Genomic DNA, 15,103 nt, shown 5'->3' with positions numbered 1-15,103 from the left:
TGCCCAACTCACGCCGGGATGCGCTCACTTGCCCTCCGGCCAGCAGTTCGGATGCTGCTTGCAGTAGACGGTCTTGGTCACCGTCACCGTGACGGTGGGGCCGGGCTGCTGTCCGCCTCCCGGGTTGACCGGCGAGGGCGTGGCGTCGCAGTCGCCCAGCCCGTTCACGTCGAACCATTTCTTGCCGTCGATCTTGGCGACGAGATGCCCGCGCACACAGGAACCGCTGACGGCCCGGGTGATCCGGCCGGTGACGGTGATGTCCTTGCCGTCCTTGGTCTCGCCTTCGCAGTCGACCTCGACCACCGTCTTCTCGCTCGCCGTCGGCGCGGCGGACCTGCCGTCACCGCCCGCGTACGAGCCCGTGCAGTTGAGCCACTGCACGTCGGCCTTCTGCCGCTCCAGCTCCTCGGTCACCGTCTGGTCGGTCGTGAACGCCACGGTCGCGCTGCTCAGCCCGCCCGGATCACAGGCCACCGCCCCGCCGACGGCAAGCGCCGCGAGCCCGGCCATGCCTGCCATGCGCGTCCCCCGCACACGGCGAACCGTGCGACCCGTGTGACCCGCGCGACCCCAACTCCTCCTGAACGCCCCCATGGAGGGCAGCCTGCCACTGTCCCGCCCGACGCGGTAGAGCGCATACGGCCACCGAGGGCTCCGGCCCGGGGGAGCGCCCGACGCACCCGCCCCCGCGGGGTCAGGACCAGCGTCCGGTGCGACCGAGGAGCAACGCGGTGGCCGCGGTTCCGGCGGTGGAGGTGCGCAGGACGGTGCGGCCCAGACGGTACGCCCGCGCCCCCGCCTCCTCGAAGAGGGCCAACTCCTCGGGGCTCACGCCGCCTTCGGGCCCGACGACGAGGACGATCTCGCCCTCGGCGGGCAGTTCGGCCGAAGCGAGCGGCTCGCTGCCGTAGTCGCGGTCCTCGTGCAGTACGGCGGCGAAGTCGGCGCCCGCGAGCAGCGCCGCGACCTGCTTGGTCGTCGCCGCGTCCGCGACCTCGGGGAAACGGACCCGGCGCGACTGCTTGCCGGCCTCGCGGGCCGTGGCCCGCCACTTGCCGAGCGCCTTCGTGCCCCGCTCGCCCCGCCACTGGGTGATGCAACGGGCGGCGGCCCAGGGCACGATGGCGTCGACGCCGGTCTCGGTCATCGTCTCGACGGCCAGCTCACCGCGGTCCCCCTTGGGCAGGGCCTGCACGACGGTGATACGGGGCGTCTGCGCCGGTTCCTCGGCCACCGCGCCCAGCTGGACGACCAGCCGGTCCTTGCCCTCGGTGTCGACGACCTCGCCCTCGGCCCAGCGTCCGGCGCCGTCGGTGAGGACGACCGGCTCGCCCGCCCGCAGCCGCTTGACGGAGACGGCGTGGCGTCCCTCGGGCCCGTCGAGGACGTACCGCTGTGCGCCTGCGGCCGGGAAGTGCTCGACCACGAACACGGGCGCGGTCATCGGCCGGCACCACCCTTCGGACGGGAGGACAACGCTGTCGTGGCGGCGTCCAGTTCGGCGGCCAGCACCTCCACCAGCTGCGCCGCGGGCATCTCACGCGCCATCCGGTGCCCCTGTCCGGCCCACAGCGCCATGCCCTGCGGGTCACCGGAGGCGGCGGCCTTCTTGCGCAGCGGCGAGGTGAGGTGATGGACCTCGGGGTAGGCGGCGGGGGCGTAGGGTCCGTGCTCGCGCATGAACCGGTTGACGAGGCCACGGGCGGGGCGCCCGGAGAACGCCCGCGTCAACTCGGTCCGTACGAACAGGGGGTTGGTCAGCGCCCGCTTGTGCAGGGCGTGGGCGCCGGACTCGGGGGTGGCGAGGAACGCGGTGCCGAGCTGGGCGGCGCTCGCCCCGGCGGCGAGGACGGCGGCGATCTGGCTGCCGCGCATGATGCCGCCGGCGGCGACGACGGGCAGGCTCACGGTCTCCCTGATCTGCGCGACCAGCGAGAGCAGCCCGATGCCGGTGCCGTCCGTGTCGGGGTGGTCGCGATGGGTGCCCTGGTGTCCGCCGGCCTCGACGCCCTGCGCGATCACGGCGTCCGCCCCGGCCTGCTGTACGGCGAGGGCCTCGTCGGGGGTGGTGGCGGTGACGAGGGTGAAGGTGCCGGCGCGGCGCAGCGACTCCAGTACGTCGGCGCCGGGCACGCCGAAGTGGAAGGAGACGACGGGCACCGGGTTGTCGAGCAGTACGGCGAGCTTGGCGTCGTACCCGTCGTCCCGGCCGCTGTCCGGGTCACCCAATTCGGTCTCGTACCAGGCGGCCTCGCCGGCCAGCTGATGGGTGTAGACGGCCACGGCCGCGGGGTCGGCGTACTCCGGGTGCGGCATGAACAGGTTGACCCCGAAGGGCTTGGTCGTCAGCCCGCGCAGCTGCTTGATCTCCTGGTACATCCCGTCGGCGGTCTTGTACCCGGCGGCGAGAAACCCCAGCCCACCGGCCTCGGACACGGCCTGGGCGAGATGCGGCACGGAGACGCCGCCCGCCATGGGGGCCTGCACGATCGGGAGGGGGAGGAGATCGGTCAGCGCGGAGGACATGACGGCATGTTGTCACGTCCCCCGGGCAAGTCCGAATCGGCCCTTCCTCGGACCGCGGGCCGGTACTTCCCGACCCGCGAGCCCTCGGCTCAGCGACCGTTGAACGCGTCCTTCAACCGCGAGAACAACCCCTGCTGCCCGGGTTGACCGTGCCCACCCGGGGGCCGACCCCCGGACCCCCAGCAGCCCACCCGCGCCCAGCGTCACCGACCGTTGAACGCGTCCTTCAACCGCGAGAACAACCCCTGCTGCCCGGGCTGGAACTGCCCCTGAGGGCGTTCCTCGCCGCGTAGCTTGGACAGTTCGCGGAGCAGGCGTTCCTGTTCGGGGTCGAGCTTGGTCGGGGTCTGGACCTCGACGTGGACGATGAGGTCGCCCCGGCCGCCGCCGCGCAGATGTGTCACGCCGCGGCCGTGCAGCGGGATCGACTGGCCGGACTGGGTGCCGGGCCGGATGTCGACCTCCTCCATGCCGTCCAGCGTCTCCAGCGGCACCTTCGTGCCGAGGGCCGCCGCGGTCATCGGGATCGTCACCGTGCAGTGCAGGTCGTCGCCGCGCCGCTGGAAGGTCGGGTGCGGGAGTTCGTGGATCTCGACGTACAGGTCACCGGCGGGACCGCCGCCCGGCCCGACCTCGCCCTCGCCGGCCAGCTGGATCCGGGTGCCGTTGTCGACGCCCGCCGGGATCTTGACCGTCAGGGTGCGGCGGGAGCGGACCCGGCCGTCGCCCGCGCACTCGGGGCACGGCGTGGGGACGACGGTGCCGAAGCCCTGGCACTGCGGGCAGGGCCGGGACGTCATGACCTGGCCCAGGAAGGACCGGGTGACCTGGGAGACCTCACCTCGGCCGCGGCACATGTCACACGTCTGGGCGGAGGTGCCGGGGGCGGCCCCCTCGCCGCTGCAGGTGTTGCAGACGACGGCCGTGTCGACCTGGAGGTCCTTCGTCGTACCGAAGGCCGCCTCGTCGAGCTCGACCTCCAGCCGGATCATCGCGTCCTGGCCGCGCCGGGTGCGCGAGCGCGGACCGCGCTGGGACGCCGTACCGAAGAACGCGTCCATGATGTCCGAGAAGTTGCCGAAGCCGCCCGCGCCGAAGCCGCCGGCGCCCGCGCCGCCCGCCTGGGAGAGCGGGTCGCCGCCGAGGTCGTAGACCTGCTTCTTCTGCGGGTCCGACAGCACCTCGTAAGCGGCGTTGATCTCCTTGAACCGCTCCTGGGTCTTCGGGTCCGGATTGACGTCCGGGTGCAGCTCGCGTGCGAGCCGCCGGAAGGCCTTCTTGATCTCTTCCTGCGACGCGTCGCGACGCACGCCGAGCACGGCGTAGTAGTCCGTGGCCACTTACGACTCCGCCAGGATCTGTCCGACGTAACGTGCCACTGCGCGTACCGCTCCCATCGTTCCCGGGTAATCCATGCGGGTCGGTCCGACCACGCCGAGCTTGGCGACTGCCTCGCCGCCCGAACCGTAGCCGACCGAGACCACGGACGTGGAGTTGAGTCCCTCATGGGCGTTCTCGTGACCGATGCGCACGGTCATGCCCGAATCCTTCGCCTCGCCCAGCAACTTGAGGAGCACGACCTGCTCCTCCAGCGCCTCGAGCACCGGCCGGATGGTGAGGGGAAAGTCATGTCCGAAGCGGGTGAGATTGGCGGTGCCGCCGATCATCAGCCGCTCCTCGTTCTCCTCGACGAGTGTCTCCAGCAGGGTGGAGAGCACGGTCGAGACGGTGCCGCGGTCCTCGACGTCGAAGCCCTCGGGGAGGTCCTCGACGAGCGTGGGCACATCGGTGAAGCGCCGGCCCGCGACCCGGCTGTTCAGCCGCGCGCGCAGATCCGCGAGCGAAGCCTCGCCGAAGGGCGCCGGGCAGTCCACCATCCGCTGCTCGACCCGGCCGGTGTCCGTGATCAGTACGAGCATCACCCGCGCGGGCGCGAGGGAGAGCAGCTCGACGTGCCGGACGGTGGACCGGGTCAGCGACGGGTACTGCACGACGGCGACCTGCCGGGTGAGCTGCGCGAGCAGCCGGACCGTACGGGCCACGACGTCGTCGAGGTCGACGGCGCCTTCGAGGAAGTTCTGGATGGCGCGCCGCTCGGGCGGGCTCATCGGCTTGACGCCGGCGAGCTTGTCGACGAACAGCCGGTAGCCCTTGTCGGTGGGGATGCGCCCGGCGCTGGTGTGCGGCTGGGCGATGTAGCCCTCGTCCTCCAGGGCCGCCATGTCGTTGCGGACGGTCGCCGGGGAGACGCCGAGACTGTGCCGCTCGGTGAGCGCCTTGGAGCCGACCGGCTCCTCCGTCCCGACATAGTCCTGGACGATGGCGCGCAGCACCTGGAGCCTGCGTTCGCTCAGCATCTCGCGCACACCTCCAGAGCTCGTCCCCTTGACATCTCGCCTGGCACTCTGCGCGTGCGAGTGCCAGCCGTCCCCGGCCAGTGTACGGCCGTGGGGTACACCCCGGGCAAGGCCGGTTCCGTCACGCCGTGCCCCGACGTGCTGTCTTGGCTAGCGTCGCCGTATGACGGTGACTTGGGAAGAGCTCGGGTGGGAACGGCTTGCCGCCGGGGTGGGCCGGTGCCGGCTTCCGGTGTGGGACTGCACGGCCGGGCTGGTCGTGGGGGCGGAGGCGGCGCTGGTGATCGACGCGGGGTCAAGCCTCAAGGAGGGCGCACGGCTGCGTACGCAGGCGCAGTGGCTCGCGGGTCGTCGTGTGACCCATCTCGCGCTGACCCATCCCCACTTCGACCATGTCTTCGGGGCGGCGGCGTTCGCGGGGGCGGAGATCTTCGGGGCCGTCGGCATGGACACGGTCTTCGAGCAGCGGCACGCCCGTGAGGAGCTGCGCGCGGACGCGGTGGGCCACGGCCTGGACCCGGAGTCGGCGGAGGAGGCGGTGGACGCCCTGGCCCGCCCCCGCCACCACGTCAGCGGCGAGTGGACGCTCGACCTGGACGACGGCCACCAGGTGCTCCTGGCGAACGTGGGTCCGGCCCACACCGCGCATGACCTGGTGGTGCTCGTGCCGGCCCGCTCGCCGGGCGACCGGGAGGTGGTCTTCTGCGGCGACCTGGTGGAGGAGTCGGGCGAGCCGCAGGCGGGCCCCGACGCCGTGCCCTCCCACTGGCCGGCGGCCCTGGACCGGCTCCTGGACCTGGGTGGCGAGGACGCCCTGTATGTGCCCGGTCACGGAGCGGTGGTGGACGCGGGGTTCGTACGACGCCAGCGCGACGCCCTCGCGGACCGCTTCGGCGTGTCGCGTTGATCTGTACTCCATCGGGGCCCCGCTTCTCCTATCGTCATCCGAATGCGCCAGTACTCGCCGGACCTGACACCGCCTTGGAAGAAGCCCAAGCCCGTCCCCGAGGTCCCGGCGGACCCCGGCCTGGTGGTGGAGGAGCCCGGCACCGGTTTCTGCGGGGCGGTGATCCGCTGCGAGGCGGGCACGGTGACTTTGGAGGACCGCTTCGGCAAGCACCGGGTGTTCCCGCTGACGCCGGGCGGGTTCCTGCTGGAGGGGAAGACGGTGACACTGGTCCGCCCCGCAGGCGCGGCCCCGGCACGCCCCACCCGTACGGCCTCCGGTTCTGTCGCCGTCCCCGGCGCCCGTGCACGCGTGGCCCGGGCCGGCCGCATCTATGTGGAGGGCCGCCACGACGCCGAACTGGTGGAGAAGGTGTGGGGCGACGACCTGCGCATCGAGGGCGTGGTCGTGGAGTACCTGGAGGGCGTCGACGACCTGCCGTCGATCGTGGCCGAATTCGCACCGGGTCCGGACGCCCGGCTGGGGGTTCTGGTGGACCACCTCGTGCCGGGCAGCAAGGAGTGGCGGATCGCCGAGTCGGTGACGAGCGAGCACGCCCTGGTGGTGGGCCATCCGTACATCGACATCTGGGAGGCGGTGAAGCCGTCGTCGCTGGGGATCGCCGGGTGGCCTCGGGTGCCGCACGGGCAGGACTGGAAGACGGGGGTGTGCCGGGCGCTGGGGTGGCCTGCGGAGAACACCGGGGCGGTGTGGCAGGCGATTCTGGGGCGGGTGGGGTCCTACAAGGACCTGGAGCCGGAGCTGCTGGGGCGGGTGGAGGAGCTGATCGACTTCGTCACGGGTAGCGGTGGGGCTTGACGTTGGGGAAGGTTCCGAACTCGCTGGTGTCCAGTTCGAGCCCCAGATTCTCCAACGGGACCGGGTCGCCGAATTTGATGATCTCCTGGCTGAGGTAGTCGGCGTCCTCGCCCTGGCCCGCGGGCTTCGTCAGCAGGACACAGTGCGCCATGATCGGGTCGAGAATGAGGTAGGCAGGGATCTTTCCCGCGGCGTAGATCGAGCGCTTGACCACGTAGTCCTGGTGGACGCTGGACTTGGAGACGACCTCCACGACCATCGTGACCAGCTTGGAGGGCAGCAGGCGGCCCGAATCAGGAAGGGCATCTCGCGCCACAACCACCAGGTCCGGTACTGGCTCGCTGGCTTCATCCAGAATGTCCACGTCCTGAGTCTGGAGGCGGGACCAGTGCTGCCGCGGGATCTGGTCCTGTACATCGGCAACGATCATGTTGTGCACGATGTCAGGGCTGGCCATCATCACAATTACCCCCCGGAGAAGCTCCATCTTGACGCCCTCAGGAGGCTCAAGCTCCTCGAAGATCTTCACCATGCCGGTGGTCATCGGTCGGTCGTCCACAGCGGTCATCTCCGCAGCCTCCGGTTTCCGCCACCGCTATTACGGCAGCAGCCTACGAACCAGGTTAGGAACCGAACCGACGTTCCGCACCGATTCACACGTCCGAGTGATCAGTCCACCAAATCCCTGACCACCGCGTCCGCCAGCAACCGCCCCCGCAACGTCAGCACCGCGCGCCCCTCCGCATACGGCCCCTCCTGAAGCAGCCCCTCCCCCAGCGCCCGCCGAGAAGCCGCGAGCCCCTCCTCCCGCAGCAGCTCCAACGGCACCCCCTCCCGAAGCCGCAGCTCCAGCAGAATCCGCTCGACCCGCCGGTCCTCCTCCGACAGCAGCTCCCGCCCCGCCCCCGGCGACCGCCCCTCCGCCAGCGCCGCCGCATAGGCCCCTGGATGCTTCACGTTCCACCACCGCACCCCGCCCACGTGCGAGTGCGCCCCCGGTCCCGCACCCCACCAGTCGGCGCCCCGCCAGTACAGCTCGTTGTGCAGGCAGCGACCCGCCTCCGAGGTCGCCCAGTTGGACACCTCGTACCACTCGAAGCCCGCCTCGGACAGCGCCGACTCGGCGATCAGGTACCGGTCCGCGTGCACGTCGTCGTCCGTCATCGGGACCTCGCCCCGGCGGATCCGGCGGGCCAGCTGGGTGCCCTCCTCGACGATCAGTGCGTACGCCGAGACATGGTCGGGGCCGGCGCCGATCGCCGCGTCCAGCGAGGCCCGCCAGTCGTCGTCCGTCTCGCCCGGGGTGCCGTAGATCAGGTCCAGGTTGACGTGCTCGAAGCCCGCCGCGCGGGCCTCCGCGACGCAGGCCTCGGGGCGGCCGGGGGTGTGGGTGCGGTCGAGGATCTTCAGTACGTGCTGCTTGGCGCTCTGCATGCCGAAGGAGATCCGGTTGAAGCCGCCTGCGCGGAGGGTGGCCAGATAGGCCGGGTCGACGGACTCCGGGTTCGCCTCCGTCGTGATCTCCGCGTCCGGCGCCAGTCCGAACTCGTCGCGGATCGCCCCCAGCATCCGTACGAGATCGTCGGCGGCCAGCAGGGTGGGGGTGCCGCCGCCCACGAAGACCGTGCGGACCTCGCGGGGGTCGTCGCCGAGGACCTTGCGGGCCAGCCGGATCTCGTCGACGAGGGTCTCGGCGTAGTTGTCGCGGGACGCCAGCACTCCGCCCGTGCCGCGCAGCTCGGTCGCCGTGTAGGTGTTGAAGTCGCAGTAGCCGCAGCGGGTCGCGCAGTACGGGACGTGCAGGTAGAAGCCGAGGGGGCGGTCGGCCGCGGCGGCGAGCGCGGTCAGCGGCAGCGCGCCGTCGGCGGGGACGGGCTCGCCGTCGGGAAGTGCGGAGGGCATGTCCTCCATTGTCCAGCACCCGCGCGTACTCCCCGCCGCCCCTCGATCAGCTGCCAGATCGGCTACTCGGCCTGCAGCACCAGCAGCGCCAGGTCGTCCTCCGGCGGCCGGCCGCCGAACTCGTGCACCAGCCTGCGGATCCGCTCCGCGATCAGCTCGGCGTTCAGACCGGTGCACCCGGCCAGCGCGGTGGCGAGCCCGTCGCCGTCGTCGAACTGGCGGGAGCCGCTGCGCCGCTCCGTCACCCCGTCGGTGACACACAGCAGGGTGTCGCCGGAGCGCAGCTCGAAGGTCTCGCTGGTGTACGTCGCGTCCTCGACGACCCCGAGGAGGGTCTGCGGGTGCGCGGCCGTGTGGACCTCGCCGCCCTCGCCCAGCACCAGCGGCAGCGGGTGCCCGGCGGAGGCCAGGGTGCAGCGGATGCCGCCCTCGAACGGGGTCAGCTCGCCGTAGAGGAGGGACAGGAAGCGGGTCTGGGGGCCGTCGCCGGGGGCGACCGGGCCGACGAGGGCGCGGGCGGCGGCGTCGGCGGCCTCGGTGGCGTCGTCGAGGAGGAGCTGGTTGAGGCGGTCGAGGACATCGGCGACGCGATAGCCCTCGCGGGCCAGCAGCCGCAGCCAGGGGCGGGCGATGCCGATCACGACGGCCGCCTCGGGGCCCTTGCCCTGGACGTCGCCGATGGCGAAGCACCAGCGGCCGTCGCCGGCCGGGAAGAGGTCGTAGAAGTCGCCGCTCGGACCGCCCTTGTCGCACGGCTCGTACACCAGGGCGCTGGCCACCCCGGGGATCTTCGCGACGGCCCCGGGCAGCAGTCCGCGTTGCAGGACCCGGCTGATGGTGGCCTGCCGGGCGTACTGGCGGGCCGCGCCGATGGCGAGGGCCACCCGGCGGCTGAGGTCCTCGACCAGCCCCGTGATCTCGTCGGGGAAGCGGGCGAGGCCGGCCCGGCCGATGACCAGGGTGCCCAGCGGACGGCCGCCGGCGATCAGGCGGTATGCGAGCGCCGTGCCGCTCGTCCGGCGCTCGCCGAGCGCCTCGCCCGGCCAGGGGTGCGGGACGGGCCCGGCGCGGTGGCTGTCGGTCGGGTGCGGTGGCTCCTTCTCCAGGGCGCGGCGGAGTTCCTCAATGAGGTTCTCGGAGCCGTGCCAGACCCGGGCGAGCCGGGGTCCGGCTCCCGCGATGCCGTCCATGGACCGGCCGGCCTCGCCGTCGGCCTCGCCGGGGCGGGGGTAGCCCCAGCGGCCGGCGACCTCGTCCTCCAGCCACACCGCGCACCAGTCGGCCAGCCGGGGCACGATCAGCTGGCCGGCGAGCGCGGCGACGAGGTTCTCGTCGAGCTGCCCGGCGAGCAGGTCGGACGCCTCGGCGAGGAAGGAGAGGGCGCCGCGGTTGAGCCAGTCCCGCTCGCGTTCGGCGGCGCGCTGGGGTTGGTCGGGGTGGTGGGGTCGGTCGGGGTGGGCCGGGCCGCCGGGGTGCCCGTGGTGGTCATGAGGGCGGGGACGGCCGGGGTGCCGGGGGTCGCCGGCGTACAGGGCGTCGTGGCCGTGGTCGGCGTGCCGGGGGTCGCCCGGGTGCTGGAGGAGCCCGCGGTCGGTGGGCTCGGCCCGTTCGAGGGGATCGAGGGAGGAGGTGAGGGGGGCCGGTGGTGCGGGAGCGCCGGGTGAGGGGGGCGGCTGGGGCGCGAGGATCTCGGCGACGCGCAACCCTCGCTCCAGCTCGCACTCCTCGGCGTACGCCGCCATGTCGTCCCTGTCCGCCCCGAGATTCCCGGCGTCCCCGGCGTCCCCGGCGGGCAGCCGCGCCCACACGGTCTTGGCGCCGGTGCGGTAGGTGACGCCCCAGGACTCGGCGAGCCGGGACACCAGCCGCAGTCCGCGCCCGTACTCCGGGGTGTCGTACGGCGCCTCGGGCTCGCCGTTGCGGGGGGCGCGCGAGGGGTGGTGGTCCAGGACCTCGACGAGGAGGGCGCCGGTGTCGTCCTCGAGCCGGCAGGTGAGCTCGACCTCGGTACCGGCGTGCACGACGGCGTTGGTGACGAGCTCGCTGACGGCCACGACGGCGTCGTCGACGAGACGGTCGGTGAGGCGTTCGGTGCCGGGCAGGCCGGAAGTCGCCCATTCGGTGAGGGCGGCGCGCACCAGGGAGCGGGCGGACCCCGGGGACAGGGGGCTGCCGGGCAGGGTGGTGCGGGTCTCGGGCTGCGGCGGTGCGCCGCGCTCCGCGCGGGGGTGCGCGCCCTCCTGCGCGGGCGCGTCAGAGGCACGGGTGACGGTCTCCCGTTGCACCGGAATGGCCCCCATCAACAGCTCCCCGAACGGTTCGGACGAATACGCCTCGGTCGACGCCGACAGAGTGACAGACTGGCCACGCCCATAAGCACCGAGTTACCGAAGTGGGCCGCCATGAGTGAGAACCGTGCTACGCGTGTGCTCGAAGACGGACACAAAGACGGTCAAATTCGAGCATCCGATCTACGCCCGCTGCTCGCCGCGATGACCGCGGCCCGCGACGGCGACTTCCGCCGCCTACCGGAGACCGGCGAGGGAGTGGTGGCCGAGCTGACGGCGGTCTTCAACCAGATCATGGACCGCAGCACGCATTTCAACCGTGAAGTGCAGCGGGTCAAGCGCGAGTTGGTCCGGCACGGCAGGCTGGACGAGCGGCTCTCGGCGAGCCCGGGCCCGGGTGACTGGACGACCCGGGTCAATGACGTCAACCAAGTGCTGGACGCCCTGGTGGCCCCGGCGGCCAACGCCACGCGCGTGCTGGACGCGGTGGCCGGCGGCGACCTCACCCAGCGCGTCGATCTGCACGACGGCAGCCGCCAGCTACGCGGTGACCTGCGGCGCCTGGGCCGGGCCGTGAACAAGATGGTCGATCAGCTCTCCCTGTTCACCGGCGAGGTCACCCGGGTCGCCCGCGAGGTCGGCACCGAGGGCCGGCTCGGCGGCCGGGCCAAGGTGCAGGGCCTGTCGGGCAGTTGGCGGGATGTGACCGAGGCCGTCAACACCATGGCGTCCCGGCTGACGGCGCAGGTCCGCGACATCGCGTTGGTGACGACGGCGGTGGCGAGAGGCGACCTGACCCGTACGGTCACCGTCGAGGCGACCGGTGAGCTGCTCGAACTCAAGCTGACCGTCAACACGATGGTGGACCAGCTCTCCGCCTTCGCCGACGAGGTGACGAGGGTGGCCCGCGAGGTCGGCACGGAGGGACAGCTGGGCGGCCGTGCGCAGGTGCGGGGCGTCTCCGGCGTATGGAAGGACCTGACCGACAACGTCAACTTCATGGCCTCGAACCTGACCTCGCAGGTCCGCAACATCGCCCAGGTCACCACCGCCGTCGCCAACGGCGACCTGAGCCAGAAGATCACCGTCGACGCCCAGGGCGAGATCCTGGAGCTGAAGTCGACCATCAACACGATGGTGGACCAGCTCTCCGCCTTCGCCGACGAGGTCACCCGCGTCGCCAGAGAAGTCGGCACCGAAGGAAACCTCGGCGGCCGGGCCCAGGTGCGGGGCGTCTCAGGCGTATGGAAGGACCTCACCGACAACGTCAACTTCATGGCGGACAACCTCACTTCGCAGGTCCGCAACATCGCCCTGGTGTCCACCGCCGTGGCCCAGGGCGACCTCGGCAAGAAGATCACGGTGGAGGCGAAGGGCGAGATCCTGGAGCTGAAGTCCACCATCAACACGATGGTGGACCAGCTCTCCGCCTTCGCCGACGAGGTCACCCGCGTCGCCAGAGAAGTCGGCACCGAAGGAAACCTCGGCGGTCAGGCCCAGGTACGCGGCGTCTCAGGCGTATGGAAGGACCTCACCGACAACGTCAACTTCATGGCGCTGAACCTGACCTCCCAGGTCCGCAACATCGCCCAGGTCACCACCGCCGTCGCCAACGGCGACCTCTCCAAGAAGATCACCGTCGACGCGCGCGGCGAGATCCTCGAACTGAAGGACACCGTCAACACGATGGTGCAGCAGCTGCGTGCCTTCGCCGACGAGGTCACCCGCGTGGCCCGCGAGGTCGGCACCGACGGCCGCCTCGGCGGCCGGGCGCAGGTGCTGGGCGTCTCCGGGGTCTGGCGGGACCTGACGGACAACGTCAACTACATGGCCGACAACCTCACTTCCCAGGTGAGGAACATCGCCCAGGTGACGACCGCCGTCGCCAACGGCGACCTCTCCAAGAAGATCGACGTGGACGCGCGCGGCGAGATCCTGGAGCTGAAGACCGCCATCAACACGATGGTCGACACGCTCTCGTCCTTCTCCTCCGAGGTCACCCGCGTGGCCCGCGAGGTCGGCTCCGAGGGACGGCTCGGCGGCCAGGCCCGGGTGGAGGGCGTGTACGGCACCTGGAAGCGCCTGACGACGAACGTGAACGAACTCGCGTCGAACCTGACCACCCAGGTCCGCGCGATCGCCGAGGTCGCCTCCGCCGTGGCCCAGGGCGACATGTCCCGCTCCATCACCGTGGAGACCCAGGGCGAGGTCGCCGAGCTGAAGGACAACATCAACCTGATGGTGGCCAACCTGCGCGAGACGACCCGCGCCAAGGACTGGCTGGAGTCCAACCTGGCCCGCCTGGCCGCCCTGATGCAGGGCCACCGCGATCTGATGGAGGTCGCCGACCTGCTGCTGCGCGAGCTGACGCCGCTGGTGAACGCGCAGTACGGCGCGTTCTTCCTGGCCGACCCGGACGAGGAGAGCGCCGCGCTGCGTACGACCGTGCCCACGAAGGGGCTCGCCTTCATCGCCGGGTACGGCTCGGCCCAGGGCACCACCATCGAGACCGGCGGCCTGCCGGTGCACGGTCTGGTCCGGCAGGCGGCCCGCGAGAAGAAGCGGATCCTCGTCGAGGAGGCCCCGCCGGACTACATCAAGATCAACAGCGGGCTCGGGGAAGCGGCACCGAGCAGTGTCGTCATCATCCCGATCCTCTTCGAGGACAAGCTTCTCGGCGTGATCGAGCTGGCGTCCTTCTCCCGCTTCTCGGATGTGCACCTGGCGTTCTTCGACCAGTTCGTGAACACCATCGCCGTCGCCATCAACACCATCATCGCCAACTCCCGTACGGAGTCCCTGCTCGGCGAGTCCCAGCGCCTGGCCCGGCAGCTCCAGGAACGCTCCGACGAGCTCCAGATGCAGCAGGCGGAGCTACAGCGTTCCAACGCCGAACTGGAGGAGAAGGCGGCGCTGCTGGCCACCAGTTCGCAGTACAAGTCGGAGTTCCTGGCGAACATGTCGCACGAGCTGCGCACCCCGCTGAACTCCCTGCTGATCCTCGCCCGGCTGCTCTCCGACAACCCGGACGGCCATCTCTCCGACCAGGAGGTCCAGTTCGCGACGACGATCCACCGCTCGGGCTCCGACCTGCTCCAGCTGATCAACGACATCCTCGACCTGTCGAAGATCGAGGCGGGCCGGATGGACGTACGACCCAAGAAGCTCCCGCTCATCAAGCTGCTCGACTACGTCCACGCCACGTTCCGCCCGCTCACCATCGACCGGGGGCTCGCCTTCGAGGTGTCGGTCGGCGAGGACGTGCCGCGCGAGATGTACTCGGACGAACAGCGCCTCCAGCAGATCCTGCGCAATCTGCTGTCCAACGCGATCAAGTTCACCGCGACGGGCAAGGTCGAGCTGCGGGTGCACCGGGTGAAGGACCCCGAGCACCGCTTCGTCCGCGAGAGCGACGAGGTGATCGCGTTCGCCGTGTCCGACACCGGTATCGGCATCGCTCCGGAGAAACTCCCGGTGATCTTCGAGGCGTTCCAGCAGGCCGACGGCACGACCAACCGCAAGTACGGCGGCACGGGACTGGGCCTGTCCATCAGCCGGGAGATCGCGGGCCTGCTGGGCGGCCGTATCGTCGCCGAGAGCGAGCCCGGCAGGGGCTCCACGTTCACGCTGTACGTCCCGGTCATGAGCCCCGGTCACGCCGCCCTCGGCCCGGTCCCCGAGGACCGCCCGCTGCCGGTGCCGGAGCAGCTGTCGGCCGAGTCCTTCCAGACCGCCCACGACCCGTACGACTCCTGGCCGACGCCGACCAGGCTGGAGGCATGGCAGACCGGCCGGCCGGGCCGGGTGCTCCCGGGCCGCCGGGTGCTCATCGTGGACGACGACATCCGCAACGTCTTCGCGCTCACGCATGTCCTGGGCCGGGTCGGCATGCCGGTGCTGTACGCGGAGAACGGCCGCGAGGGCATCGAGACCCTGGAGCGCAACCCGGACGTGGAACTGGTCCTGATGGACATCATGATGCCGGAGATGGACGGCTACGAGACGATCTCCGCCATCCGCCGCACCCCCCGCTGGGCGGACCTGCCCATCGTCGCCCTGACGGCGAAGGCCATGCCCGGGGACCGGGAGAAGTCCATCGCGCGGGGCGCCCACGACTACGTGCCGAAGCCGGTGGACGTGGATCAGCTGCTGACCGTCGTCTGCGACCTTCTGGACCCCGAGGGCGCGGTCAGCACCGTAGTACCGGAACCGGGCACTTCCGATGAGGAAGAGGTTCCGCCGACCATCACCGAGTGAGGCCA

At 71.3% G+C, this 15,103-nt stretch carries 11 protein-coding genes; 3 read left to right on the top strand and 8 right to left on the bottom strand.

Going from position 1 to position 15,103, the window contains the following annotated elements; all coding sequences use genetic code 11:
* Window positions 1-24: 24 nt before the first annotated feature.
* The 5 genes from ACHBTE_RS13905 to hrcA all read right to left on the bottom strand — a co-directional run bounded on the left by ACHBTE_RS13905 (window position 25) and on the right by hrcA (window position 4,886).
* Window positions 25-522, bottom strand: coding sequence for a hypothetical protein (locus tag ACHBTE_RS13905; RefSeq protein WP_394724067.1), 498 nt, complete (start codon window positions 520-522; stop codon window positions 25-27).
* A gap of 175 nt (window positions 523-697) precedes the next feature.
* Entirely contained in the window at window positions 698-1,447 is a 750-nt protein-coding gene (locus ACHBTE_RS13900) for a 16S rRNA (uracil(1498)-N(3))-methyltransferase (protein ID WP_394724066.1), read from the bottom strand.
* A complete protein-coding gene (locus ACHBTE_RS13895) occupies window positions 1,444-2,529 on the bottom strand; it encodes a nitronate monooxygenase (protein ID WP_394724065.1) in 1,086 nt (361 codons plus the stop codon). The genes ACHBTE_RS13900 and ACHBTE_RS13895 overlap by 4 nt, the downstream gene beginning before the upstream one ends.
* A 203-nt stretch (window positions 2,530-2,732) precedes the next feature.
* Window positions 2,733-3,869, bottom strand: coding sequence for a molecular chaperone DnaJ (gene dnaJ, locus ACHBTE_RS13890; protein WP_394724064.1), 1,137 nt, complete (start codon window positions 3,867-3,869; stop codon window positions 2,733-2,735).
* The gene (hrcA, locus tag ACHBTE_RS13885) at window positions 3,870-4,886 is read right to left on the bottom strand and encodes a heat-inducible transcriptional repressor HrcA (RefSeq protein ID WP_394724063.1); all 1,017 of its coding nucleotides are present in this window, start codon (window positions 4,884-4,886) and stop codon (window positions 3,870-3,872) included.
* Window positions 4,887-5,049: 163 nt separating this feature from the next.
* On the opposite strand from hrcA, the gene ACHBTE_RS13880 reads away from it, so the two are divergent.
* Entirely contained in the window at window positions 5,050-5,793 is a 744-nt protein-coding gene (locus tag ACHBTE_RS13880) for an MBL fold metallo-hydrolase (RefSeq protein WP_394724062.1), read from the top strand.
* A 42-nt stretch (window positions 5,794-5,835) separates the two neighbouring features.
* Window positions 5,836-6,651: a DUF3097 domain-containing protein gene (locus tag ACHBTE_RS13875; protein ID WP_394724061.1), complete on the top strand. Its 816-nt coding sequence runs from the start codon at window positions 5,836-5,838 to the stop codon at window positions 6,649-6,651.
* Here the strand turns inward: ACHBTE_RS13875 and ACHBTE_RS13870 are convergent.
* The 3 genes from ACHBTE_RS13870 to ACHBTE_RS13860 form a co-directional block, all read right to left on the bottom strand.
* Window positions 6,629-7,219, bottom strand: a complete 591-nt coding sequence (locus ACHBTE_RS13870; protein WP_394724060.1) for a Uma2 family endonuclease — start codon at window positions 7,217-7,219, stop codon at window positions 6,629-6,631. The genes ACHBTE_RS13875 and ACHBTE_RS13870 overlap by 23 nt on opposite strands.
* Window positions 7,220-7,320: 101 nt before the next feature.
* Window positions 7,321-8,553, bottom strand: a complete 1,233-nt coding sequence (gene hemW / locus ACHBTE_RS13865) for a radical SAM family heme chaperone HemW (RefSeq protein ID WP_394724059.1) — start codon at window positions 8,551-8,553, stop codon at window positions 7,321-7,323.
* A 62-nt stretch (window positions 8,554-8,615) separates the two neighbouring features.
* Window positions 8,616-10,853: a SpoIIE family protein phosphatase gene (locus ACHBTE_RS13860; protein WP_394724058.1), complete on the bottom strand. Its 2,238-nt coding sequence runs from the start codon at window positions 10,851-10,853 to the stop codon at window positions 8,616-8,618.
* Between the two features lie 102 nt (window positions 10,854-10,955).
* Here ACHBTE_RS13860 and ACHBTE_RS13855 point away from each other — a divergent pair, with 102 nt between their 5' ends.
* A complete protein-coding gene (locus tag ACHBTE_RS13855; protein WP_394724057.1) occupies window positions 10,956-15,098 on the top strand; it encodes a HAMP domain-containing protein in 4,143 nt (1,380 codons plus the stop codon).
* Window positions 15,099-15,103 lie beyond the last annotated feature (5 nt).

The sequence above is a fragment of the Streptomyces sp. M41 genome (assembly GCF_043673425.1).
Lineage (GTDB): Bacteria > Actinomycetota > Actinomycetes > Streptomycetales > Streptomycetaceae > Streptomyces.
This window is presented reverse-complemented; position numbering and strand designations above follow the sequence as displayed.